This window comes from Methylobacterium sp. J-077 (genome assembly GCF_022829365.1).
GTDB lineage: Bacteria > Pseudomonadota > Alphaproteobacteria > Rhizobiales > Beijerinckiaceae > Methylobacterium.
This window is the reverse complement of record NZ_JAKSYJ010000111.1, coordinates 125408-149400: the sequence shown is the minus strand read 5'-3', so window position 1 is coordinate 149400 and position 23993 is coordinate 125408. Positions and strand designations below refer to the sequence as shown.

The window sequence follows — 23993 nt, the reverse complement described above, 5'->3', positions numbered from 1 at the left end:
CGTATCCATGGCTCACATCGCAGCGCCCGCAATCCCGACCCCGTCGGGATTTGCCGCCGGAATCCCGCTCCTTGGGGTCGTCCAAGGCTTGGCCAAGGCGCTGTTTGCCGCCTTCATCTTCTTCGCCTGCTTCGCGTTCTCGGAAACCTCGCCCTACGATGCGGTGGCGATCCCGACGATCCTGCTGTGGCTCTGCCTCGGCGTGCGCCTGCACCGGGGGGCAGTGCCGCTGCTGGCGCTCCTGCTGCTCTACCTGGTGGCGATCGTCACGGCGCTGTTCCCGTACCTGAACGAGGAGTTCCCGGTCACCTGGACGATCCAGCTGATCTACCTCGTGATCACCTGCGTGTTCTTCGCGATGTTCTTCGCAGAGGACACGCACGCCCGGATGGAGCTGGCGCTCAGGGCCTATACGGCGAGCTGCGTGTTCTCGGCGGCGCTCGGCATCGTCGGCTACCTGCAATGGCTCGGCATCGAGGACCTGTTCTACAAGTACGACCGGGCCTCGGGCACCTTCCAGGACCCGAACGTGTTCGGCTCATTCCTCACGCTCGGCGCCCTCTACCTGATGCACGGGCTGCTCACCGGCAGCGCCCGGCGGCCGCTGCTGTCGCTGGCCGGCCTGCTGATCATCATGGCCGGCATCTTCCTGTCGTTCTCTAGGGGCTCCTGGGGCGGCAGCGTCGTCGCCGTCCTGCTGATGGTCGGCTCGGTCTATGCCGGCAGCGGCTCGATCCGGCTGCGCCGCCGCATCGTGCTCCTGACGCTGGCGACCCTGGTGCTCGGCACGATCGCGGTGATCGGCCTCCTGTCGATCGAGCACGTGCACACGATGTTCGAGACCCGGGCGGCCCTGACGCAGGACTACGACCAGGGCGAGACCGGGCGCTTCGGCAACCAGGTCCGGGGCCTCGCGATGCTGCTGGAGCGCCCGTTCGGCATGGGTTCGATGCACTGGCGGCTCGTCTTCGGGCTGGAGCCGCACAATTCCTATATCGGCTCGTTCGCCAATGGCGGCTGGCTCGGCGGCGTGGTGTTCATCGGCCTCGTTCTGGCCACGAGCGTCGTCGGTTTCCGCCTGCTGGTGCGGCCGTCGCCATTCCGGGCGCATGCCCAGATCGTCTGGCCGGCGCTGCTGATGTTCTTCCTGCAGGCGTTCCAGATCGACATCGAGAAGTGGCGCCACGTCTACATGATGCTGGGTATGGTCTGGGCGCTCGAAGCCGCGCGGCTGCGCATGCCCCGGATCGGCGACATCGGCAGCCTGCGGGATCGCAACTCGATCGCGCGCGGCGCCAAGCCCGCTTGAAACGCGGTCGCAGCCGGGTCATCGCTCCCGCGAGGATACTGGTGATCGCCGAACGGCGCATCCGCTCCCGGAGACGGTCGGTGAGAGCACACTCAGACGATGAAGCGGTGCGGCTCGCGGCTCTGCACGCCCTCGGCATCGTCGGCACCGCGCCCGAGCCGCATTTCGACGCCGTGTGCCGCACGGCCCGCCGCCTGTTCGGCGTGCGCAGCGCCTTCGTCGGGTTCCTCGACGACACCCGGCAATGGCTCAAGACCCCCTGTGCCGACGTGCCGACGACGATTCCGCGGGATCAGAGTCTCTGCCAGCACACGATCCGCAGCGACGCCATGCTGATCGTGCCCGATGCCCGGGCCGATCCGCGATTTCGCGATCTCGCCCTGGTCGCGACCCCAGGCGGGATCCGGTTCTATGCCGGCATCCCCCTGAGCCTGGCGCCGGGAGTCCGGATCGGCACGTTCTGCCTGGTCGACCCGGAGCCCCGGGACGGGCTGTCTGAGGCGGACGCGGACGCGTTCCGCGATCTCGCCGAGATCGTGATCGCCCATCTGCGGCTGACCGAGGCCGATGTGCGGCGCGGCCACGAGATGGCGCAGGCCGCGATCCGCGAGGCCCTGATCCGGGAGCAGCACCGCGAGATCAACGCCCGGTCCGAGGCCCAGGCGGCGGCCAACCACCAACTGACCATGGCCGAGCAGCTCGCCAGCGTCGGCAACTGGCGCGTGGACCTCGCCGACGGGCAGCCGATCTGGTCCAGGAGCCTCTACGAGATCGCCGGCCGCGACCCCCGGGGGCCGGCGCCGGCGCTTTCCGAGTTCTCGCAGATCTATCACCCCGACGACCGGGAGCGGCTGGAGGGGGTCGTCACGGACGCCATCGCCCGGGGGGCGAGCTTCGACTTCGAGGCGCGGCTGCTGCGGCCCGACGGCGAGGTCCGCGACGTGGTCGTGCGCGGCGTGTGCCGCGGCGAGAACCCTGTGACCGGGCTCATCGGCGTGCTCATCGACGTGACCGAGCGGCGGCGCGCCGAGGACGAGGTCCGCCGCAGCGAATTGCGCTACCGCGGCCTCGCCGAGACCCTGCCGCTCCTGATCTGGACCATGCGGGTCGGCGACGGCCGGGCGACCTACGCGAACGCGCAGTTTCACACCTATTACGGGCCGATCGGGCTGGACCGGGCCGAGCGCCTCGCCCGCAACCACCCGGAGGATGCCGCCGCCATGGAAGCGGCTTGGCAGCAGGCGATCGCAACCGGGATCGGCTACGGCGGTCAGTGGCGGATCCGGCGGCACGACGGCGCCTACCGGTGGCACAAGATCTCGCTGATCCCGATCTACCTCGATCCCGCCGACGGGACGGTGGTGGAATGGCTCGGCACCGCGCTCGACGTCGACGACATCGTCACCGCCCGGCTCGCCGTCGAGGAGGCGCGCGGGCTGTTAGGGATCGCCCTCGACGCGGCCGATGCCGGCACCTGGGATTGGGACATGCGCACAGGGTTCGCCACCCTGAGCCCCGAGAGCGCGCGCATGCACGGCCTGCCGGATACCGGTCGGGCGCATGCGATGAATGCGGCCGCCTGGACGGCGCTCCTGCATCCCGAAGATGCCGGCGACGTCTGGAACGCGATCCGGCAGGCGGTGGAATCGTCCTCCGCCTACGTCGCCGAGTTCCGGGTCGGCGAGCGCTGGATCTACGCGCGCGGGCGCACGCTGTTCGGGCCCGAGGGCCAGCCGCAGCGAATGGTCGGGCTCCATCTCGACATCACCGACCGCAAGGCGGCCGAGGCGGCCCTGCGGGAGGCGACCCGGGACGCCGAGGCCGCGCGGGCGGAAGCCGAGCGGGCGAGCGCTGCCAAGAGCGAGTTCCTGGCCGCGATGAGCCACGAGATCCGTACGCCGCTCAACGGCATCCTGGGCTATGCCGACCTGCTCCTCGACGAGAGCGCCATTCGCGACGAGGACCGGCGGCGCCTCGAACTGATCCACAGCTCCGGGGCGGCTCTGCTCACCGTGGTCAACGATATCCTCGACTTCTCGAAGATCGAGGCCGGCGAGCTGACCCTCGACCCGGTCGGCTTCCCGCTGGTGCAGATCGTGGACGATACCGTCTCGATCGTCCGAGGCAGCGCGCTCCGGAGCAGCCTGCAGATCGAGGCGCAGATCGATCCGGCGCTTCCGCGGGTCGTGGTCGGCGACCCCGGCCGCCTGCGGCAAGTCCTGCTGAACCTGCTCAACAACGCCGTGAAGTTCACGCCCCTAGGCTCGGTCACCGTCACCGTGCAGCGGGAGGGCGAGGGTACGGCACCTGATGGCGGCCCCGGGGACGTGGTCCGGTTCGCCGTCACCGATACCGGCATCGGCATCGCGCCGGTGCAGCAGGAGCGCCTGTTCAAGCGCTTCAGCCAAGTCGACGGCTCGATTAGCCGCCGCTTCGGCGGCACCGGCCTCGGACTCGCGATCTCCCGGCACCTCGTCACGCTCATGGGCGGCGAGATCGGCATGGAGAGCCGGGAGGGGGAGGGCTCGACTTTCTGGTTCCGCTTGGTCCTGCCGCGCAGCACCGAGGCCATCGACGCGCTCCGCTTCGGAACGGCGGCCTCGCCCCTGCCGCCGGCCAAGGCATCCCGGCCGGTCCCGGCCGGGCCGCCGCTGCGCCTGCTCCTGGTCGAGGACGTGCTGCTCAACCAGGAACTCGCCTGCGCCGTGCTGGAATCGCAGGGCTACAGCGTCGAGGTCGCGGGGGACGGCGGCGAGGCGATCACGGCGGTCGGCCTGTCGGTGGCCGAGGGGCGCCCCTACGACCTCGTGCTGATGGACGTGCAGATGCCCGGCGTCGACGGGCTCACCGCCACGCGCCGGATCCGCGCCCTGGCGCCGCCGGCCTGCGATGTCCCGATCGTGGCGATGACCGCCAACGTCCTGCCGGACCAGGTCGCGGAACTGCGCGAGGCCGGGATGGACGACCATGTCGGCAAGCCGTTCCGCCGGGCCGACCTGTTCGCCACGATCAGCCGATGGACTGCTCCCGGGGGGCGTCGCCCCGCCCGCCAGGAACCGCCGCTGCGGACCGTTCCGGTCGATCCCGCGGTGCTCGACGCCACGGTGCTCACCGACATGGAGTCGAGTTTCGGCACGGACCAAGTCGGCGCGCTGCTGGATCTGCTCGCCAACGAGCTGTCCGAGCGGTTCCGGCCGAGCGAGACCGACCGCCTCCAGATCGCCCACGACGCCCACGCCATGGTGGCGGCGGCCGGGCTCTTGGGCTTCGTCGGCCTGTCGAGTCTGTGTCGCGAGGTCGAGGCCGCCGCCCATGCAGGCGCCGACCTCGTGCCGCTGATCCAGCGCCTGGAGGTGCAGCGGGCCACTGCCCTCGGGGCGATCCGCCGGCTGCGGGCGGCCTGACCCGGCTCTACGGCTCCTCCGCCTCCGGCAGCGGATCCGCGGTCCAGGCGGTCGCGAAGGCGGCGAGCTGGCGGGCATCCGCGAAGGCCGCCACGGTCACGTCGCGCTCGGCCGGCACCGCTCCCGGATAGGGCGCGAGCAGGACCCGCACCCGGGCGAGGCGGCCGCCGGGCGCGTTCGCATCGATCCAGGCCTGCGCCTCGGGGGTGAGGCGCTCCGGGCCGTCGAGGGCCCGGGCGTCGGCGCGCAGCACGACCACGTAGGTGCCGAGGCTTGGATCGGCCTGCTGCACCGCCTTGACGATGTCGATCACGGGCTCTCCGCGAAGTCGTTGATCTGCACCTGGGCCTGCGCCGCGGTGAAGTTCGGGATGTCGGCGAAGATCTCCTCGCCGTGGGCAGCCGCGGCCTTCTTGAAGGCGTCGACCGACTCGAAGGTCAGCAGCGCCATCACCTGGAACGGCGCCGCGCCGCCGTCAGGGGTGCCGACGCCCTTGACCACCTTGGCGTCGTGGAGGCCCAGCGACGACCAGCGCTCGCGCACCAGCGGCATGTGGTGCCCGAGATAGTAGGCCATGTCGAAGTTCGGGCCGGTCGGATACATCACGCTGACCAGAATCATCTCGTCATCCTTCCTGTTGCGGCCCCCGTGTCGCCAAGGTGCCGGTGAAATCTTCGCATCATCGAACGCTTAGAGCATTTTCCGACACAGTAGGCGCCAGTTAGGCCGTGAAAATGCGGCATACGCAAAAAACCGGAGCTAAACTCGTCTCACCGTGGGCGACTTCTTTTCCGAGGGCTGACGGATCATAAACATGGCGCTTTGGTGCCGGCGAGAGCCTCGTGCAGAGCGGTCGTCCCAAACGTCACGCCTGCGGCAGCCTCGCGCACGGTGAGCCGAGCGGCGACAGGGGCTTACGCCCGGACGAACGTGTCGGGCGTGACGACGTGCCGGATAGCAGTACCCCTTTTCATGTTCATGGGCCGATCAGGCCGCCACGGCGAGGCGCACACCGAAGACTTTCAGGACGCGCAACAGGGTGTCCAACGTGGGATTGCCGTTGTCGCTGAAGGCTTTGTACAGCGCTTCGCGGCTGATCCCCGTCTCGCGGGCAAGGGCCGACATGCCGTGCGAGCGGGCTATGGTGTTCAATGCGCCCAGCACCACTTCCGGAGTCCCGTCCTCGAGATAGGCGTCGAGATAGGCTGCAATGTCGGCCGGGGTTTTCAGCACCTCGGCCGCATCCCAAGGCTTGGTTTCGAGGGCCATCGTCAAACCTCCCGCGCCATAGTCTTAGCCCGTTCGATGTCCTGCGCTTGCGAGCCCCGTCGCCGCCGCACAGCAGGATCACAACGACATCGCCGCGCAGGGTGTAATCAACCCTGTATCCAGGCCCGAAAGAGAACCGCAACTCGCTGACACCGTCGCCAACGGACTTGGCATCGCCAAGGTTACCCTGTGCGATACGGTTGATCCGCTTGGCGATCCGCGCCCGCGCTTGGACATCCCGCAAGGCGGTCAGCCAGTCGATAAATTCGACGGTGCGGAGCACTTGGAACATATCAGGTTCCGTACTTAGGCTCCGGCGAAATGTCAACTATAGTTCACATTTTGTCATGAAAAACCACGTTCCCGACATGCTCGACGTTAGCGTACGTACATCCCCCCTGCTAGGGCCCCGGGAGGTCAGGGTGCCGGTGGACCCTCAATGCAGCTTTACCCGTGACTCGGTCTGGCGGGTCAGCGCCCGGGCCATGGCGTCGAGCGTGGTCTTGACGGTGCCGTGGAGCGCCCGCTCGTGCATCTTGTAGAGCGAGCGGTACATCATCCGGGCGAACAGCCCGGCGATGAGCATGTTCTTGCCCCGGACAAAGCCCATCAGGCTGCCCACCGTCGAGTATTCGCCGAGCGACACCAGCGAGCCGAAATCCTTGTACTTGAACGGCTTCAGGGGCTTGCCGTCGATCTTCGCCTGGATCTGGCCGATCAGGTGGCTGGCCTGCTGGTGGGCCGCCTGGGCCCGGGGCGGCACAGGCGTGTCCGAGCCGGCCTCGACGAGGTAGGCGCAGTCGCCCATCGCGAAGATGTCGGGATCGCGGGTGGTCTGCAGGGTTGGGGCGACAACGAGCTGATTGGTCCGCGTGGTCTCCAGCCCGCCGATGCCCTGCAGGAACGGCGGGGCTTTCACGCCGGCCGCCCAGACCACGAGCTCCGACGGGATGAAGGTGCCGTCGGCGAGTTGCACGCCGTCGGCACGCACCTCGGTCACCCGCGCCTTCACGCGCACGTCGACGCCGATCTTGTGGAGGAGCTGCATCACCTCCGCCGAGAGGCGCTGTGGCACCGCCGGCAGGATCCGGTCGGCCGCTTCGACCAGGGTGATGCGGATGTCCTTGCTCGGGTCGATCCGGTCGAGACCGGTGGAGACCACGTGGCGGAAGGTCCGGTGCAACTCGGCGGCGAGCTCGGTGCCGGTGGCGCCGGCGCCGATCACCGTGACGTGGAGCTGGCCGGGACGCACCGGCCCAGCCTGGGTGTGGGCCCGCAGGGACGCGTTGACGAGGCGCTGATGGAAGCGCACCGCCTGGTCCTGGGTGTCGAGGGCGATGGCGTGCTCGGCGACCCCGGGCGTGCCAAAATCGTTGGTGGTCGAACCCACCGCCATCACCAGGGTGTCGTAGGGCACCGAGCGTTCCGGCGTCACCTCGCGCCCCTCCGGATCGTGGCTCGCGGCGAGCCGAACCGTGCGCGCCTCCCGGTCAAGGCCGGTCATGCTGCCGATGCGGTAGCGGAATCCGTGCTTGTGGGCATGGTGCAGGTAGTCGACGGCGTGGTGTCCGATATCGAGGCTGCCGGCCGCGACCTCGTGAAGCAACGGCTTCCAGATATGCGTCCGGGCTCGGTCGACCAGCGTGATATGCGCGCGCTTGCCGCGCCCGAGCTTGTCGCCGAGCTTCGTCACCAGCTGCAGCCCGGCGGCGCCCCCGCCGACCACGACGACACGATGCAGGCCGGACTCGTTCTCGACGGGTACCATCGACACCCTTTCTTCCCACGGACCTGGATTGACGCCCCGGCCGGATTAAACGCCTCGAACGCCCGCTTGCCACATCTGCCTGCCAAGAGCACGTCCGATCCGCGCACGCGTGACGAGAGCACGCGGGACCCGAGCGTCGTGAGGAGGCCGGTCCCGGCCTCAGGCGGCGGGGGCTCCGGGCTGGCGCAGAGGATGGGCCTCGGCGACTTCGGGCAGGGCCAGGCAGGCCTCGGCGATTCGGGCGACCGTCGGGTAGGCCGCCGTGTCGACCCCGAAGATGCCGGTCCCGACCCAGAGGCTGACGAGGCACAGGTCGGCGTGGCTCACCGCATCGCCCTGGCAGAAGCGGCCGGTCCCCGGCTCGGTGGAAAGCCGGGTCTCAAGGGTTTTCAAGCCAGTCTCGAAGGCGTTGCGGAGGAAGGCCAGCATCCGCTCCCGAGGCAGTCCGTACTCCTCCATCAGGAAGGTGCGCACCCGCGGCACGTAGAGCGGGTGCGTGTCACAGGCGACGACCTGGGCCAGCGAGCGCACCCGGGCGCGGGCCCGCGGCTCCTCGGGCAGCAGGCGGACGCCGCCCCGGGTCTCCTCCAGATAGTCGAGAATCGCCAGGGATTGGATCAGGGGCGGCCCGTCGCCGTCGAACAGGGCCGGCACCGCGCCCTGCGGGTTGATCCTGCGGAATTCCGGCTTGTGCTGATCGCCGGCATCGAGGTCGATGAAGGTTTCCTCGTAAGCGATGCCCTTCAGCTTCAGGGCGATCCGGACCCGGAAAGCGGCGGCCGAGCGCCAGTTGCCGTACATGTGCATGTGTGGAGTTCCGCCCTGCGGTGTCTTCGGCACGATTTACGCGTGTGAAGACACCGCACTTCGTCGCCCGCGGCAAGTCGCGATGGCCGGCAAGTCTCCGGGCCGAGTGCCGGCCGGCGCTCGGATGGGGGACGTCACGTCGCGCGCGAGGTCACCCGCGGCTACGAGCGGGGTGTCCGCTGTTTTCAAACCCCGATCGTGCAGCAGCTTTGCGTGTGCGCTTGGAGTCGCGGCGAAAACCGTCGGGACGGGGCCTGACAAACGAGATTTTCGCTGTGTCGTCAGCGGCTTCATGGCCAAATGCTGCAAACGTGGGCCGCGCCGCGTCGGACAGGGACCTGTCGGGCCGCCCGATGGCGTCGTCCGCGACACACCATCTCGCGGCCGCCGCGGCATGGATCTTGGCCGTATGAAGTACGGGCACCGGATTGGGCTTGTTGAACGCCAGAGCTATCTCCGGCGAGGCCACGACGACCCCATCGACGCCCTGCGCCTCAAATTCGGACATGATGCGGCTATAGGTCTCGATGCCGAGCAACGTGCTCTCGCCGCTGTAGATCCGATTGCAGATCGAGTAGTCGATATTCACCCATAGCCCTTGGTCGGGCAGCACGACATCTACGCCGTCGGACCCACGAATGAGACTCCGGTAATAGGAGCCGCTCATCGTCGACGAAGTCCCGATAAAGCCGACCTTCTTCAAGGACAGGCGCCGGATCTCTTCGGCAAGCGCATCGCGGAGCTGGATCACGGGGATGCCAAAATAGATCGGCGCATCTTCAAGGGCGCAATGAAGGGTGTCGCTGGTGATCATCAAGCCGTCGACGCCTTCCAGAAGCAGGTTCGAGACCGCGTTCTTGATCTGGTCGGCGATCAACGGCCGAGTATCTTTCGACAGAAGGCGGACGATGGTATCCGGAGCGAAACTCCACATCACCAAGTCTGCAGCAGCGCGGGTGTTGGTCAAATTCATGACCTCACGATTGATCATCTGGTGGCATTCGATCGTCGAACGCCGGCTCAAGCCACCCAGCACGCCCAATTTTTTCAATTTTATGGTCATCGTGTGCTCCCCCCGTCGAGCTTTGTGGCGGATGATTTCACATCCAAGCCGAAATTCGCGCGCGTTTGCTGGAATATGCGCGGTGCATGCCTCATTCCTCGGCGAATCCTTGGGCATACGCCCAGAGTGCGAAGAGGTGTCGGACGCGAATGTAGCCGAGATCCACGCCTGGAACGTCGCCGTCCAGGCTCGATAGTTCTATTGATTGGATGAGGATCTGGGCGCGAGTCGTGCGCAAACTCCCGGTCGCGGTATCATTTCGAAGTCGGGACGCGGTCTCGGCTTCGGTTTGGGCGCGTGGGAGACTGCCTATCGTGTCAGCCAGCGACGAGCCGTAGCAATTTTCATCGCCGCGGCCGGTGCAGAGTGACCGCAAGCCAAGAAAAGTCAAAGATTTTATGTGGGTTTGCGGCTGGCCGTGAAATACTGGATCGAAATTTGACTCTTCCGGCATGGCATGTTGCTTGAACCTATTGTGCCGGAGAGATGCAGTCTCGGATCGATAGGATTCAGGTTCAACAAGGTGTTTCGATCTAGTGTTTTTCAGGTTCTTCTTTGTGACACGAATTCGTGATCGAGTTCTGCAAGCCCTAACGTAGAATAGTTTTATTCTAATGAAGGTATCCGGGGACGGAATTCCGCAAGAGGCGGAATTCAAACGTGCGGTTTGTCGGCCCAGTCAGGCTCGCGGCCTCGACTCGCGAGGAAGGCGTTCGGCGCCCCGTCGGTCCATCTCTCGATATCCGCGATCCCGGTCGGGTCTACACCCCAAGGCCGGATGCATCGAGGGCGCCAGGCGATTGAGGGGGGACGACAACCGACAGGCAGCGGCCCATATCTGAACTCTGTCCCGGAGAGCCCTCACGATGGCCGATCAGCCCGACTCACGCCGCTTCATTCCCCTCGGGATCGCGGTGCTCACCGTCTCGGATACCCGCCGGATCACGGACGACCGCTCGGGCGACACCCTGAGCCAGCGTCTCACCGAGGCCGGGCATCGGCTGGCCGCCCGGGCCATCGTGCCGGACGAGATCCCCGCGATCCGCGAGCAGGTGCAGGCGTGGCTGCGCGATCCGGCGGTGGATGTGGTGATCACCACCGGCGGCACCGGCTTCACCGGCCGAGACGTGACCCCGGAGGCGCTTGAGCCGCTGTTCGAGAAGCGGATGGACGGGTTTTCCGCGGTGTTCCACCGGATCTCGTACGACAAGATCGGCACCTCGACCCTGCAATCCCGGGCCACCGCCGGGGTCGCGCAGGCGACCTACCTGTTCGTGCTGCCGGGCTCGCCGGGGGCCTGCCGGGACGCCTGGGACGGCATCCTGGCCCAGCAGCTCGATTACCGGCACCGCCCGTGCAACTTCGTCGAGATCATGCCGCGCCTCGACGAGCATCTGCGGCGGGGCGCCAGCGTCACGGCGTGACCGCGTTGCCCTCCTTGCGGCGCAGCACCGAGTGCTTGCGGCCGTAGAAGAAGTACACGACCAGCCCGACGGCCATCCAGATCACGAGGCGCAGCCAGGTGTCGAGGGGGAGGCCGGCCATCAGCAGCAGGCAGAACAGGATGCCGAGGATCGGCACCACCGGCACCGCCGGCACCCGGAACGGGCGCTTCATGTGGCGTTCGCTCCGTCGCAGATAGATCACCGAGCCGCAGACCAGGATGAAGGCTGCGAGCGTCCCGATGCTCACCATCTCGCCCAGGATGTTGATCGGCACCAGCGCCGCCACCACGGCGACAACCGCACCGATCAGCATCTGGCTGCGATAGGGCGTCTGGTAGGTCGGATGGACATGGGCGAACAGCTTCGGCAGCAGCCCGTCATTGGCCATGGTGAAGAAGATCCGGCTCTGGCCGTAGAGCAGCACCAGGATCACCGTGGTCAGGCCGGTGATCGCCCCGAGCTTGATCAGCACGGCGAACCAGCCGATGCCGATGACGTCGACGCCCTTGGCGATCGGGTCGGGGACGTTCAGGTCCTTGTACGGCACCAGCCCGGTCAGGACCGCGGCCACCAGCACGTACAGGATCGTGCACACGATCAGCGAACCGAGGATGCCGATCGGCATGTCCTTCTGCGGCTTGCGCGCCTCCTGGGCGGCGGTGGAGACCGCGTCGAAGCCGATGAAGGCGAAGAACACCACGCCGGCGCCGCGCAGGATGCCGCTGTAGCCGTACTGGCCGAAGCTGCCCTCGTTCGGCGGGATCAGCGGGCTCCAATGCGCCGTGTCGACATGGCCCCAGCCCAGCGCGATGAAGGCGACCACCACGGTGAGCTTGACCGCCACCATGATGTTGTTGAACCGCGCCGATTCCTTGGTGCCGCGGATCAGCAGGAGCGTGATCAGCGCCACGATCACCACCGCCGGCAGGTTGAACAGGGCGGTGCCGCCGCCGTCGATCGCCGTGCCCGGCGCGTGCGCGAACCGGGCCGGGATCACGATGCCGACATCCTTCAGCAGGCTGGTGACGTAGCCGGACCAGCCGACCGCCACCGTGGCCGCGCCCATGGCGTATTCGAGGATGAGGTCCCAGCCGATCAGCCAGGCGAAGAACTCGCCGAGCGTCGCGTAGGTATAGGTGTAGCTCGACCCGGCTACAGGGATCAGCGCGGCCATCTCGGAGTAGCACAGGCCGACGAACGCACAGGCGATGCCGCCGAGCACGAAGGACAGCATGATGCCCGGTCCGGCATATTGCGCCGCCGCCGTGCCGGTGAGCACGAAGATGCCGGCGCCGATGATCGCTCCGATGCCCATGGCGGTGATCGAGAGCGCACCGAGCGATTTCGAGAGCTGCTCCTCGCCCTCGCCGCTCTTGAGGATGTCGTCGACGGACTTCCGCCCCATCAGGCCCGAGGAGTCCATCGGCGTATCCTTCCTCGCCGCGCCACGGGAGCGGCGCTCGGCTATAATCTCCAATTCAGCAAGTTTTCTGCCATCGCGCCAGAAATTTCGGAGGATATTTAGTCGATATCACTCAGTCGAGCTGCGACATTCTGTCGATCAGGGCCTGTCGATCCGGGCAATCAGCGGCCGTACCTTGAGGCGCGGCGCGAACACTGCGCCGGCCCGCAGCGCCTCCCGCCGCACCACGTCGCCGGCCCGCGCCTGCCTGGCGCCCAGGAGGGCCTCGATCCAGCCGACGAGGCGGCCGATCCAGCCCGCGGCCGGGCGGTGCAGGCGGCCGAGCCCGGTCTCCGGTCGTGCGGTGCCGACGAAGCGGTCGAGGGTGCGGATCCAGCCCTCGGCCGGGACGTCTCCCGCCTCCAGGCACAGCACCCAGTCCCGCCGGGCCTCCGCGGCGCCCGCCCCATAGGGATTCCTGCCCCGGTGAAGCACGAGCACTGCCCCCGTCGCGTCCGCGATGGCCGCCGCCGCCTCGCTCTCCCGGCCGATCACGATCACGGCGTCGCCGACCAGGCCGCCGGCCACGCCCGACACCAGCACGCTGAGCGTGTCGGCCAGGCGATCGATCGCATCCGGATCGGCCGGGTCGGCCAGGTAGGTCACCGCGGAGAGCATGTGCGCGCCCATAGACGATTTTGCGCGGCGGTAAACCGGGTGGCGATGTCTCGACCGGGCTCGGCGACGTTTGCCTGAAATTGAGGCGTTGGCGGATCTCGTGTTCGCGCTATGTTCCACGTGAAACACGGGGCGGCGCGCGATGGCTGAGATTCGGAACGGCTCCATCCCCACGGCGCCCGTGCGTCTCGGTTCGAGCAGGCTTCCCCCGGAGGCCCGGCGCGGCCGCGGCGCCACCGCCAACCCCACGAGCCGGTACGAAGCGGCCGGGCGCGAGGTCTTCCAGGACCCCGATTGGGAAACCGATGCGCCTGCTCCCTTGCGCACGCAGGTCACGCTGGAGCGCGCCGCGCGGATCATCGCCCGCAACACCTCGCCGGACATCCCGTTCGACCGGTCGGTCAACCCGTATCGGGGCTGCGAGCACGGCTGCATCTATTGCTACGCCCGCCCGACCCATGCCTGGCTCGGGCTGTCGCCGGGGCTCGATTTCGAATCGCGGATCTTCGCCAAGCCCGACGCGGCCAAGCTTCTGGCGCGGGAGATCGCCGCCCCGGGCTACGCGCCGGAGACGATTGCCCTCGGGACCGCCACCGATCCCTACCAGCCGGTGGAGCGCGAGCACCGGATCACCCGTGCGGTGCTGGAGGTGCTCCAGGACGCGCGCCATCCCGTCGGCATCACCACCAAGTCCGACCTCGTGCTGCGCGACCTCGACATCCTGGCCGAGATGGCCGCGGAGAACCTCGTGCTCGTGGCGGTCTCGCTGCCGACTCTCGACCCGCGCCTCGCCCGGTTGCTCGACCCCCGGGCGCCGCGGCCGGAGAAGCGGCTCGCCGCGATGCGGCGCCTGTCCGAGGCCGGGGTGCCGGTGATGGTCAATGTCTCGCCGATCATCCCGGGCCTGACCGACCACGAGATCGAGGCGATCCTGGCCCAGGCGCGGGCGCACGGCGCCAGCCGCATCGGCCACGCTTTGCTGCGCCTGCCCGGCGAGGTCGCCGACCTGGTGGCCGACTGGTTCGCCGAGCACTACCCCGAGCGCCGGGCTCGGGCCTTCGCGCTGCTGGCGCAGGCGAGGGGCGGCCGCGAGAACGATCCCCGGTTCGGCCACCGCTTCCGCGGGGAGGGGGCCTATGCCGAGATGATCGGCCAGCGGGTCCGCCTCGCGGGCACCCGGCTCGGCTTCGCCTTCGGGCGGATGGCGTTGAACCGCGCGGCGTTCCGCAAACCGGGAGCGCAGCTCGCGCTATTCTGAAGCGGGCCGTCGTCCGGGCTTCGCAGCAGCGCTCGCCGTCCCGACGCGGGATGCACCAAGGTCCGCCCCGTTCATGACGCCGGCGCTGCCGAGAGAATCAGATTTCGGCGCGGCGGTCTCAGATGACGATCATGCTGCTATCACACGCAGCCAAAATCTAGTTCGTACTCGAGAAACAAATCAGTTGTGGCCGAGGAGGACATGCTGATAATAATTGTTACAAATTCGAGTTGCAAGCGTCACGATCCGGAGTCACAGAGGCTTAGTTGCCGATAGATATTTAGATTTGTTCAAAATCAAGATCGAACATCGTCCGGCAACGCAGCAACATTCTGACGGAACCGAACGCGATGTTTTGTGCGCCGCACCCATCGTTCGCCAGCCTCGTGCTGGCGAGACTATCGATCGGCAAGATTCTGACCGCGACGCTGCTCTCGATGAGCATGATGCTGCTCGCATCGGGCGTGACGACCCTGCGTGACGCTCGGATGCAGGCCGATCAGAGCCACCGCGTTGTGGCCCTGACCCAGGCGAGCCGCACGCTCCTCAAGGATCTGCTCGCCATCCGCATGGAGCGCGGCCGCACGCTCCAGGCCTTGAAGGCTGCAGAGCCCATTCCCGCCAAGGATGCGGAGCTGATCGCCACCCACCGTGCGACTCTCGCGGGCGGTGTCGATCGGCTGGTGATCCTGGCCCGCGAGGTCGATGCGCCCTCGGTTCTGGCGAAGGCCGAGGCGGCCCAGCGGTCCTACGCGGCCCTGCTCGCGCTTCGCCCGCAGGTCGATGCCGCCCTGGCGGTGCCGGGGGCGCAGCGATCCGCCGGCACGCTGCCGGCCTTCGCTGAGGCGTCCCAGACGCTGCTCGATGCGTTGATGGCGGCGAACGACGCGATCGACGCCGTAATCCCGCGCGGCGACGCGAGCCTGGCCCATTACCTCGATCTCAAGCGCGCGGCGTGGACGTCGCGGGCCCTGGCTGGGGGCGTGGTCGTGCGCATCGAGCTCGCGGTCGCCGCCGGCACCCCCTGGTCGCAGGCCGACATCGTCGCGGCGTCCGAGGAACGCGGCCGCTTGGCCGCCGCCTGGGACGGCGTGGTCCGGGCTGCCGCCGACGAGACGTCGGACACGGTCCGGGCCGCCTTCCGCAAGGCCAAGGCCGACAATTTCGAGGGCGAGGCGATCGCGCGCCGCCAGGCCGCCACAGAGGCGCTCGCGCAGGGCCGGCCAACCGGCCTGTCCATCGATGCGTTGCGCACCCGCCAGACCGCGGAGGTGAACACCATCGCCGACTTGGCGAGCGCGGCCCTCGACGCGCTGGTCGACCGCGCTCGGGCGCTGACCGCGGAAGCGCAGGCCACCCTGCTGCGGACCGTCCTGTTCCTCGCCGCCGCAATCCTGCTGACCGGTATCGGCACGCTCGTGGTGGTCCGCCGGGTGCTCCGGCCGATCCGCAGCATGACCGAGGCGATGCGCGCCCTGGCCTCCGGCGATTCCACCGTGACGGTCCCGGTCCGGGACCGCCAGGACGAGATCGGCGCCATGGCCGCCGCCGTCCAGGTGTTCAAGGACAACCTGCTCCGGACCCGGCAGCTCGAAGCCGAGGCGGACGAGGTGCGCCGCGCCGCCGAGGAGCAGCGCCGGGCGGTCACGCGGCAGATGGCCGAGCGTTTCGAGGCCGCGGTTTCCGGCATCATCACGCAGGTCTCGACCGCCGCGACCGAGTTGCAGGCCACCGCCGCGCAGATGACCGCGAGCGCCCAGGAGACCGCCAGCCAATCCGGCGCGGTGGCGGCGGCGGCCGAGCAATCCGCCTCCAACGTCAACACCGTGGCGAGCGCCGCGGAGCAACTCGGCAGCTCCGTCGAGGAGATCGGCCGCCAGGTGCAGGACTCGACCGTCCTCGCCCAGCGGGCGGTAGGCGAATCCGACCAGACCGCCGCCCTCGTCTCCGAGCTGAGCGCCGCCGCCGCCCGGGTCGGCGACGTGGTCCAGCTGATCGCGTCGATCGCGGCTCAGACGAACCTGCTGGCGCTGAACGCCACGATCGAGGCGGCGCGCGCCGGCGAAGCGGGCCGGGGCTTCGCCGTGGTGGCGACGGAAGTGAAGGAACTCGCCGGCCAGACCGCCAAGGCGACGGAGGAGATCGCCAGCCAGATCGGCCGGATCCAGAGCGTCACCGGCGAGGCGGTGGGCGCGATCGGCGCGATCGCCGGCCGCATCCGGGAGATCAACACGGTCGCGGCGACGATCGCCACGGCGGTCGAGGAGCAGGGGGCGGCGACCCGGGAGATCGTCCGCAGCGTCACCCAGGCCACGGCCGGTTCGCAGGAGGTCACCGGCAACATCGCCGGCGTCGCGCGGGCCGCCGAGCAGACCGGCGCGGCGGCCGAGCAGGTCCTCGCCTCCGCCACCGGGTTGTCGCGCCAGTCCGAGCAGCTTTCCGCGGAGGTCGATCGCTTCCTCGGCACCGTGCGGGCGGCGTGAGGGCAGATTCGTCGCCGTCACCGCCACGCTGAGCGGATGGCGGTGTTTCGGAGCGCGAAGATCATGGGAGTCGTGTCGGCCGGAAAAATTCGGCCGGCGTGTCGAGCCGATGATCAATCCCCGCCCTGCTATGCGATGGCTCTCATGTAAAATCGGAGCTACGCTTGCCGAGGAAGATAAATACGCGCCATCTTGCAAAATGATGCATGGTAAAATCGCGTAAAACCGCGTTGACCGAACCGAGACTCAAGCTAAAGAGGCGATGATCTCGCATTTTTGAGGTTGTTCGATGCGCCGACCTAAAACGCTTGCCGATGGAGCACTGATCCTGCTCGGGATCGTGCTGGCCGTGATTGGCGGGGTCTTTGCTGCCGGCGGGGTTTACTTGGCTTGGCTCGGCGGAAGTTGGTACTTCCTGGTCATGGGCGCCGCGATGATCGTGTCCGGTGTCCTGGTCGCCCAACGGCGACGCGCGGGGGCGCTGCTCTACGGCGCGGCGTTCGTCCTGACGGGGGTCTGGGCGGTCTGGGAGGTCGGGTTCGCGTTCTGGCCGCTGGTCTCGCGGCTGTTCGCGCTGGCGGTGCTCGCCTGCGTGGTCGCCCTGTTCGCGCCGCTGCTCGATCGATCGGGTGGCGGCGTGTGGCGCCGGGCCTCCCTGGGCATCGCCGCCGCGCTGGCGCTCGCCCTTGTGGCGACGACGCTGCGGGCTTTCCAGCCGGTGCCGATCATCGCCGCGACGGAGGTTCCGGCAGTCCATCCCGCGACGCAGGCGGGACCGCAGGTCGATTGGGCGGCCTGGGGCAACACCAATGGCGGCACCCGCTTCGCCGGGCTGACGCAGATCGATCCCGCCAACGTCGCCAATCTCCAGCCGGCCTGGACCTTCCGCACCGGTGACGTCGCCATCAGCAACGGCTTCGGCGCCGAGGACCAGACCACGCCGCTGCAGATCGGCGACACCGTCTATGTCTGCACGCCGAACGACATCGTCATCGCCCTCGACGCCGATACCGGCACCCAGCGCTGGCGCTACGACCCGAAGGCGAGCGCGCCGCAATGGCAGCGGTGCCGCGGGCTCGGCTATCACGACGCGGGCGCGTCAGCCGGTGACAAGGTCTGCCCCCGCCGCCTGCTGCTCGCCACGATCGACGCGCGCCTGATCGCGCTGGATGCCGCCACCGGCCAGCCCTGCACCGATTTCGGCGCCGGCGGCACGGTCGATCTCAAGACCGACATGGGCGAGATCAAGCCCGGCTACTACACCCAGACCGCCGCCCCGCTGATCGCCGGCGATCTCGTGGTGGTCGGCGGCCGGGTCGCGGACAATATCGAGACCGGCGAGCCCGGCGGCGTGGTCCGGGCCTTCGATGTCGGGAGCGGCGATCTGCGCTGGGCCTGGGATCCCGGCAACCCGGCGACCACCCGCCTGCCGCCCCCCGGCGAGACCTATACGCGCGGCACGCCCAACGTCTGGACCAGCATGGCCTACGACGCGGGCCTGGGCCTGGTCTACGCGCCGACCGGCAACGCGACGCCGGACTTCTTCGGCGGCCACCGGACCGCGGAGGACGACGCCACCAACTCGTCGATCTTCGCGCTCGACGCCGCGACCGGCCGGCCGCGCTGGCACGTCCAGCTGGTGCACAAGGACCTGTGGGACTTCGACGTTCCGGCCCAGCCGGCCCTCTACGACCTGCCGGACGGGCAGGGCGGCACCGTGCCGGGGCTGATCGCGGCGACCAAGCACGGCCAGATCTTCCTGCTGAACCGCGCGACCGGGGCGCCGATCGCGCCGGTCACCGAGCGGGCCGTGCCGCAGGGCAGCGTGCCGGGCGAGCATTACGCGCCGACGCAGCCGTTCTCGGACATGCCGTCGATCGGCACCGAGACCCTGACCGAAGCCGACATGTGGGGGGCGACGCCGTTCGACCAGCTCCTGTGCCGGATCCAGTTCAAGGGCATGCGCCACGAGGGGACCTTCACACCGCCGGGCTTCGACACCGCCCTCCAGATGCCGGGCTCGCTCGGCGGCATGAACTGGGGCAGCACCGCGATCGACATGACCCGGGACTACCTGATCGTGAACGACATGCGGCTCGGCCTGTGGAACCGGCTGATCGCGCGGGAGCAGGTCGAGACCGGCGGCAAGGCCACCGGCACCGAGATGGGGATGTCGTCGATGCGCGGCACGCCCTACGTGTCCGTCCGGAACCGCTTCGTGTCGGCGCTGAACATCCCGTGCCAGAAGCCGCCCTTCGGCACCCTGACCGCCATCGACCTGAAGGCGCGCCGCATCGCCTGGCAGGTCCCGCTCGGCACGGTCGAGGATACCGGGCCGCTGGGGATCAAGATGCACCTGCCGATCCCGATCGGCCTGCCCTCGCTCGGCGGCTCGCTGGTGACCGGCTCCGGCCTGATCTTCTTCGCCGGCACGCAGGATTACTACCTTCGGGCGTTCGACGCCGCGACCGGCCGCGAGATCTGGAAAGGCCGTCTGCCGGTGGGCAGCCAGGGCGCGCCGATGACCTACCGGTCGCCCAGGACCGGCCGGCAATACATCGTGGTCACGGCCGGCGGCGCCCGCCAATCGCCCGACCGCGGCGACTACGTGGTCGCCTACGCGCTGCCGGGCGATCCCGGATCGAAGTGATCCGATCCGCTTACGAGCACGGTTGGATTTCCGAAGGGCTCAGCGCTTTAGCGGGGTGTCGAGGCGCTGCCCTTGATGCATCGGGCGAAGCCGGACAGCAGGGCGCTGCCCTGCACCCGCAAAAGGTCTCGACCTTTTGAAACCTAGCCGAACCCGCGGGTGAAGCTGAGGCGGTGGTGGGGGCTTCGGCCGAGCGTGGTCAGGCCGGCCCGGTGGAGCGCCGTGCCGTAGCCGACGTTGCGCTCCCAGCCGTAGCCCGGATGGCGCTCGGCGAGGCGGCGCATCAGGTCGTCGCGAAACACCTTGGCGATGATCGAAGCGGCGGCGATCTGCGGCACCAGCCCGTCGCCGCCGATCACCGCCCGGCCCGGCAGACCGGGGAGGGCGTCCCGGCCGTCGACCAGGACCGGCGCCGCGATTCCGAGGCGGGACACCGCTCGCAGCATGGCGTCGAGGGTCGCGGCGCGGATGTTGATCCGGTCGATCAGCGCCCGGGAGCCCGCCGCCACGGCGACCCGGGCATGGGTGCGGATCAGCGGCGCCAGCCGCGCGCGGATCGGTTCGGGCACGCGCTTGCTGTCGTCGAGCGCAGCCAGCAGGGCAGAGGGAATCGCCACTGGGTCGAACCAGACTGCCGCGACCACCACGGGCCCGCAGAGGGCGCCGCGGCCGACCTCGTCGCAGCCGATCACCGCCGGGTAATCGGCGGCCCGGGCCGGATCGAAGGGCGGCGTGAGGGCCGGCGGTGTCTTCCTGAGAGGAGAGGTCTTTTTCACGGGCGGCATGGCGCCGTCCTGCCATCCCGCACGGCCGCCGTCACCGGTCAGGCGGCGTTCCGGGTCCCGCGCTCGCCGCCATGGGCCTCGATGATGTTGCCGAAGAACTGGTCGGCGCTGACGTCCCAGCCGCGGCGCAGCGCCTCCTGCCGGCACTCGGCCCGGGACAGACGCAAGGCCGCCAGCGCCGCCGTGCGCAGATCCTGGTCGAGAATGCCGACGCGGGTCCCGGTCAGCACGTCTTTGGGGCCCGGCACCGGGAAGGCGGCGATCGGCAGACCGCAGGCCATGGCTTCCAGCAACACGATGCCGAACGTGTCGGTGAGGCTCGGGAACACGAAGGCGTCGCAGGCGGCGTAGACCGACGCGAGCGCCGCCCCCGTCCGTGTGCCGAGGAAGCGCGCCTCCGGGGCCAGCGCCTGCAGCCGCGCCCGGTCCGGCCCGTCGCCGACCACGATCTTCGTGCCGGGCAGGTCGAGGGTGAGGAAGGCCGCGATGTTCTTCTCGACGGCCAGCCGGCCGACATACAGGAACAGCGGCCGCGGCAGTCCGGCGAGCTCCGCCGGCGGCAGGTCGCCGGGGGCGGCCGGCCGGAACCGCTCGGTGTCGACCCCGCGGGTCCAGCGCATCAGATGCGTGAAGCCCTTCGCCTCCAGCTCCGCCTGGAGGGAGGCGGTGCTGACCATCGTGCCGCGCGCCGCCCCGTGGAAGCGGCGGAGGTAGGCGTAGGACCACGCCTCCGGTACCGGCAGCCGGGCTGAGAGGTATTCGGGAAACCGGGTGTGGTAGCTCGTGGTGAACGGCAGCCCGTTGGCCAGACAATGCCGCCGGGCCGCGAAGCCGATCGGCCCTTCGGTGGCGATGTGGACGTGGCTCGGCCGCTCGGCGGCCCAGCGCGCCGCGACCCGGTCGCGTCCAGCCAAGGCCAAACGGATCTCCGTGTAGCCCGGCAGGGGCAGCGAGCGGAAATCGCCCACCGATAGCAGGGCCGTCTCGAAGCCGTGCTCGGGGGCACGGCGGACCATCTGCTCGAGCGAGCGGACGACGCCGTTGACCTGCGGGTGCCAGGCATCGCTGGCGATCAGGAGCTTCACGGAGTGGTCCCTCACGCCACCGCGCGCCGGCCCGGGACCGCCCGCGGCGCGTCCTCGGCCTCGCGGGCCCGCAGGATGCTCGGGTAGTGCAGCACCTCGATCCGGCCGTCGTAATGCTCGATCAGGCCGGTGCAGGATTCCACCCAGTCGCCGGTATTGAGGTAGCGCAGATCGCCGATCGTCCGGTCGGCCGCGTGGTGGATATGGCCGCAGATCACCCCGTTGGCGCCCTGGCGGCGGGCCTCGTCGGCCAGGATCGTCTCGAACCGGCCGATGAAGCTGACGGCGTTCTTCACCCGCAGCTTCGCCCAGGCCGAGAGCGACCAGTAGGACAGGCCGACCCGCCGGCGGACCCGGTTGATCAGGGTGTTGAGGCTCAAAGCCAGCGTGTAGGCGCCGTCGCCCAGATGAGCCAGCCAGGGAGAGTGGCGCACCACCATGTCGAACTGGTCGCCGTGGATCACGAGGTAGCGCTGCCCGTCAGCCGCCTCGTGGATCGCGGTCTCGGCGATCTCGATACCGCCGAAATTGGTGCCGACATAGTCGCGCAGGAACTCGTCGTGATTGCCGGGCAGGTAGACGATCCGGGTGCCCTTGCGCACCTTGCGCAGGAGCTTCTGCACCACGTCGTTGTGCTCCTGCGGCCAGTACCAGCCGGAGCGCAATTGCCAGCCATCCACGATGTCGCCGACCAGGTAGATCGTGTCGGCGTCGTAATCCCTCAGGAACGACAGCAGCATGCCGGCTTGGCAGCCGCGCGTGCCGAGATGCAGATCGGACAGGAACAGCGTCCGGACCCGGACCGGCATCTCCTCATCCTCGGCCACGTCACCCTCCCGACGGTCGAACGGTCGAGGGGGATCCAGAGCGCGATCACGTCTCAGTTTGATGACGCGGGCGCGGATGGGTGTGGGCGTCTTGGTGCGGCGCGGGAAAAGTCCTCAAGCGCGAATAGCGGACATTGCGGCGCACAAAAAATTTTTTTGCCACGATCCCGAAGTTTTTCCGGTTTTGCTTCCCAGCTTCGCCGCCTCATAATACCAGCAACCGGTGGCTCGGCATGAGCCGGGCCGGATGCGTACGGGAAGGCGGCCAGGGTGCCTTGAGACGAGGCGCCGTAGAACGGGACGGCATTTCGGAGGCGACCGGCGCGCGGGGGCGCGCCGCGACGCGAGCGGCACGAAGCCGCCTGCCGCTCCGCTGGGCCCCCCGATCCACGGATGACACGAAGGGTATTCGGGGAGCTGCGGCCAGCACCGCGGCCGCCGGTGCCGTTCGCAGAATGCCCGACAGGGCCCCAGGGCGCCGAAGACGTTTGAACCAACCGGCGCGGGTCCGCCCGCGCGCAACAGATTTTTGGAGGAAACACCATGGCCGCAACCCGGCGCCCCGGTCGCAATCACCTGTTCATCCCGGGCCCCACGAACATCCCGGATCGCGTCCTGCGCGCGATGCACGTGCCATCCGAGGATCACCGCTCGCCGAGCTTCCCTGAGTTGGTGAAGCCGCTCCTCCAGGATTCCAAGATCGTGTTCGGCTCGACCGCCGGGACGATCATCCTGTTCCCGTCCTCGGGCACCGGCATCTGGGAATCGGCCCTGTCCAATACCCTGTGCCGCGGCGACAAGGTGCTCACGTCCCGCTACGGCCAGTTCAGCCATCTCTGGGTCGACATGGCCCAGCGCCTCGGCCTCGAGGTGATCGTCCAAGAGGAGGAGTGGGGCACCGGCGCCGATCCGCAGAAGATCGAGGAGGCGCTCCGGGCCGACAAGGACCACGCCATCAAGGCCGTGATGGTCGTCCACAACGAGACCGCCACCGGCGTCACCAGCGACATCGCTGCGGTGCGCAAGGCGCTCGACGCTGCCGGCCACCCGGCGCTGCTGTTCGTGGACGGCATCTCGTCGATCGGCTCGCTGCCGTTCAAGATGGACGAATGGGGCGTCGACTGCGCCATCGCGGGCTCGCAGAAGGGCTTCATGCTGCCGGCCGGCCTCGGCCTGATCTGCATCAGCCCGAAGGCGCTGAAGATCGCCGAGGGCGGGGCGGGCCGCAACGACCGGCTCGGCCACGCCTACTTCGCCTGGAAGGACCAGCTCGCGGCCAACGCCACGGGCTACTTCCCCTACACGCCGGTTCTGCCGCTGCTCTACGGCCTGCGCGAGGCCCTGGCGATCGTGAAGGAGGAGGGGCTGGAGAACATCTACCATCGCCATCACGTGCTCGCCGAGGCGACCCGCCAGGCGGTGGCGGCCTGGGGCCTGAAGCCCTGCGCCAAGGAGCCCAAGTGGAACTCCGACACGGTCACGGCGATCGTGGTCCCGGAGGGCGCCGACGCCGCCCAGGTGATCACCCACGCCTACGACCGCTACAATCTCTCGCTGGGTGCCGGCCTGTCGAAAGTCGCCGGCAAGGTGTTCCGGATCGGCCACCTGGGCGATCTGAACGAGCTGTCGCTGCTCGGCGCCATCGCGGGCGCCGAGATGGCGATGCTCGATTGCGGCATCAAGGTCACGCCGGGCTCCGGCGTCGCCGCGGCGTCCAGCTACCTGCGCGAGAATCCGCTGCATAAGGCGTAAGCCGCGCA

At 68.7% G+C, this 23993-nt stretch carries 18 protein-coding genes and 1 pseudogene; 7 read left to right on the top strand and 12 right to left on the bottom strand.

Features of this window, described 5'->3' with window-relative positions:
* The first annotated feature begins 7 nt into the window (after window positions 1–7).
* On the top strand, window positions 8–1309 hold the full coding sequence (locus MKL11_RS10795; RefSeq protein ID WP_243943033.1) for an O-antigen ligase family protein: 1302 nt from the start codon (window positions 8–10) through the stop codon (window positions 1307–1309).
* A gap of 80 nt (window positions 1310–1389) precedes the next feature.
* Window positions 1390–4713 carry a GAF domain-containing hybrid sensor histidine kinase/response regulator gene (locus MKL11_RS10790; RefSeq protein WP_243943031.1) on the top strand — a complete coding sequence of 1108 codons (3324 nt, stop codon included), beginning with the start codon at window positions 1390–1392 and terminating at the stop codon, window positions 4711–4713.
* Window positions 4714–4720: 7 nt separating this feature from the next.
* Here MKL11_RS10790 and MKL11_RS10785 read toward each other — a convergent pair whose 3' ends face one another.
* From MKL11_RS10785 to MKL11_RS10755, 7 genes and pseudogenes are all read right to left on the bottom strand, one after another.
* Window positions 4721–5026, bottom strand: a complete 306-nt coding sequence (locus tag MKL11_RS10785; RefSeq protein WP_243943028.1) for a hypothetical protein — start codon at window positions 5024–5026, stop codon at window positions 4721–4723.
* Window positions 5023–5334: an EthD family reductase gene (locus MKL11_RS10780; protein ID WP_243943026.1), complete on the bottom strand. Its 312-nt coding sequence runs from the start codon at window positions 5332–5334 to the stop codon at window positions 5023–5025. Before MKL11_RS10780 ends, MKL11_RS10785 begins: the two co-directional genes overlap by 4 nt.
* A 366-nt stretch (window positions 5335–5700) precedes the next feature.
* Entirely contained in the window at window positions 5701–5982 is a 282-nt protein-coding gene (locus MKL11_RS10775; protein ID WP_243943024.1) for an addiction module antidote protein, read from the bottom strand.
* Window positions 5983–6088: 106 nt separating this feature from the next.
* Window positions 6089–6274: pseudogene (locus MKL11_RS33385) on the bottom strand (type II toxin-antitoxin system RelE/ParE family toxin); the annotation flags it as partial.
* A gap of 144 nt (window positions 6275–6418) precedes the next feature.
* Window positions 6419–7750: an NAD(P)/FAD-dependent oxidoreductase gene (locus MKL11_RS10765; RefSeq protein WP_243943061.1), complete on the bottom strand. Its 1332-nt coding sequence runs from the start codon at window positions 7748–7750 to the stop codon at window positions 6419–6421.
* A gap of 159 nt (window positions 7751–7909) precedes the next feature.
* Window positions 7910–8557 carry a maleylacetoacetate isomerase gene (gene maiA, locus MKL11_RS10760; RefSeq protein ID WP_243943022.1) on the bottom strand — a complete coding sequence of 216 codons (648 nt, stop codon included), beginning with the start codon at window positions 8555–8557 and terminating at the stop codon, window positions 7910–7912.
* A gap of 151 nt (window positions 8558–8708) precedes the next feature.
* The gene (locus MKL11_RS10755) at window positions 8709–9620 is read right to left on the bottom strand and encodes an aspartate/glutamate racemase family protein (protein WP_243943019.1); all 912 of its coding nucleotides are present in this window, start codon (window positions 9618–9620) and stop codon (window positions 8709–8711) included.
* 866 nt (window positions 9621–10486) lie between these two features.
* Here MKL11_RS10755 and moaB point away from each other — a divergent pair.
* A complete protein-coding gene (gene moaB / locus MKL11_RS10750; protein ID WP_243943009.1) occupies window positions 10487–11044 on the top strand; it encodes a molybdenum cofactor biosynthesis protein B in 558 nt (185 codons plus the stop codon).
* Here moaB and MKL11_RS10745 read toward each other — a convergent pair.
* Both MKL11_RS10745 and MKL11_RS10740 read right to left on the bottom strand, forming a co-directional pair.
* Window positions 11034–12488, bottom strand: coding sequence for an amino acid permease (locus MKL11_RS10745; protein ID WP_243943007.1), 1455 nt, complete (start codon window positions 12486–12488; stop codon window positions 11034–11036). The two genes, moaB and MKL11_RS10745, sit on opposite strands and share 11 nt — an antisense overlap.
* 138 nt (window positions 12489–12626) lie before the next feature.
* Complete coding sequence (locus tag MKL11_RS10740; RefSeq protein ID WP_243943005.1) at window positions 12627–13145, bottom strand: hypothetical protein; 519 nt, start codon at window positions 13143–13145, stop codon at window positions 12627–12629.
* Between the two features lie 142 nt (window positions 13146–13287).
* On the opposite strand from MKL11_RS10740, the gene MKL11_RS10735 reads away from it, so the two are divergent.
* The 3 genes from MKL11_RS10735 to MKL11_RS10725 all read left to right on the top strand — a co-directional run bounded on the left by MKL11_RS10735 (window position 13288) and on the right by MKL11_RS10725 (window position 19536).
* Entirely contained in the window at window positions 13288–14403 is a 1116-nt protein-coding gene (locus MKL11_RS10735; RefSeq protein ID WP_243943003.1) for a PA0069 family radical SAM protein, read from the top strand.
* Window positions 14404–14753: 350 nt separating this feature from the next.
* The gene (locus MKL11_RS10730) at window positions 14754–16886 is read left to right on the top strand and encodes a methyl-accepting chemotaxis protein (protein ID WP_243943001.1); all 2133 of its coding nucleotides are present in this window, start codon (window positions 14754–14756) and stop codon (window positions 16884–16886) included.
* Window positions 16887–17175: 289 nt separating this feature from the next.
* On the top strand, window positions 17176–19536 hold the full coding sequence (locus MKL11_RS10725) for a membrane-bound PQQ-dependent dehydrogenase, glucose/quinate/shikimate family (RefSeq protein ID WP_243942999.1): 2361 nt from the start codon (window positions 17176–17178) through the stop codon (window positions 19534–19536).
* A gap of 143 nt (window positions 19537–19679) precedes the next feature.
* Here the strand turns inward: MKL11_RS10725 and MKL11_RS10720 are convergent, their stop codons facing one another.
* The 3 genes from MKL11_RS10720 to MKL11_RS10710 are packed head-to-tail and all read right to left on the bottom strand — an operon-like array spanning window position 19680 to window position 22233.
* Window positions 19680–20321, bottom strand: a complete 642-nt coding sequence (locus MKL11_RS10720; protein ID WP_243942997.1) for a ribonuclease HII — start codon at window positions 20319–20321, stop codon at window positions 19680–19682.
* Window positions 20322–20359: 38 nt separating this feature from the next.
* Window positions 20360–21406, bottom strand: a complete 1047-nt coding sequence (locus MKL11_RS10715) for a glycosyltransferase family 4 protein (protein WP_243942995.1) — start codon at window positions 21404–21406, stop codon at window positions 20360–20362.
* Between the two features lie 11 nt (window positions 21407–21417).
* A complete protein-coding gene (locus tag MKL11_RS10710) occupies window positions 21418–22233 on the bottom strand; it encodes a UDP-2,3-diacylglucosamine diphosphatase (RefSeq protein ID WP_243942993.1) in 816 nt (271 codons plus the stop codon).
* Between the two features lie 543 nt (window positions 22234–22776).
* On the opposite strand from MKL11_RS10710, the gene MKL11_RS10705 reads away from it, so the two are divergent.
* The gene (locus tag MKL11_RS10705) at window positions 22777–23985 is read left to right on the top strand and encodes an aminotransferase class V-fold PLP-dependent enzyme (RefSeq protein ID WP_243942990.1); all 1209 of its coding nucleotides are present in this window, start codon (window positions 22777–22779) and stop codon (window positions 23983–23985) included.
* Window positions 23986–23993: the final 8 nt, after the last annotated feature.

What these genes read in the sequence shown, in the direction of transcription:
- MKL11_RS10765 (WP_243943061.1), bottom strand. Translation starts at nt 7,750, where the DNA reads ATGGTACCCGTCGAGAACGAGTCCGGCCTGCATCGTGTCGTCGTGGTC.
- MKL11_RS10735 (WP_243943003.1), top strand. Translation starts at nt 13,288, where the DNA reads ATGGCTGAGATTCGGAACGGCTCCATCCCCACGGCGCCCGTGCGTCTC.
- MKL11_RS10725 (WP_243942999.1), top strand. Translation starts at nt 17,176, where the DNA reads ATGCGCCGACCTAAAACGCTTGCCGATGGAGCACTGATCCTGCTCGGG.
- MKL11_RS10740 (WP_243943005.1), bottom strand. Translation starts at nt 13,145, where the DNA reads ATGCTCTCCGCGGTGACCTACCTGGCCGACCCGGCCGATCCGGATGCG.
- MKL11_RS10780 (WP_243943026.1), bottom strand. Translation starts at nt 5,334, where the DNA reads ATGATTCTGGTCAGCGTGATGTATCCGACCGGCCCGAACTTCGACATG.
- moaB (WP_243943009.1), top strand. Translation starts at nt 10,487, where the DNA reads ATGGCCGATCAGCCCGACTCACGCCGCTTCATTCCCCTCGGGATCGCG.
- MKL11_RS10720 (WP_243942997.1), bottom strand. Translation starts at nt 20,321, where the DNA reads ATGCCGCCCGTGAAAAAGACCTCTCCTCTCAGGAAGACACCGCCGGCC.
- maiA (WP_243943022.1), bottom strand. Translation starts at nt 8,557, where the DNA reads ATGCACATGTACGGCAACTGGCGCTCGGCCGCCGCTTTCCGGGTCCGG.
- MKL11_RS10730 (WP_243943001.1), top strand. Translation starts at nt 14,754, where the DNA reads ATGTTTTGTGCGCCGCACCCATCGTTCGCCAGCCTCGTGCTGGCGAGA.
- MKL11_RS10745 (WP_243943007.1), bottom strand. Translation starts at nt 12,488, where the DNA reads ATGGACTCCTCGGGCCTGATGGGGCGGAAGTCCGTCGACGACATCCTC.
- MKL11_RS10705 (WP_243942990.1), top strand. Translation starts at nt 22,777, where the DNA reads ATGGCCGCAACCCGGCGCCCCGGTCGCAATCACCTGTTCATCCCGGGC.
- MKL11_RS10795 (WP_243943033.1), top strand. Translation starts at nt 8, where the DNA reads ATGGCTCACATCGCAGCGCCCGCAATCCCGACCCCGTCGGGATTTGCC.
- MKL11_RS10775 (WP_243943024.1), bottom strand. Translation starts at nt 5,982, where the DNA reads ATGGCCCTCGAAACCAAGCCTTGGGATGCGGCCGAGGTGCTGAAAACC.
- MKL11_RS10755 (WP_243943019.1), bottom strand. Translation starts at nt 9,620, where the DNA reads ATGACCATAAAATTGAAAAAATTGGGCGTGCTGGGTGGCTTGAGCCGG.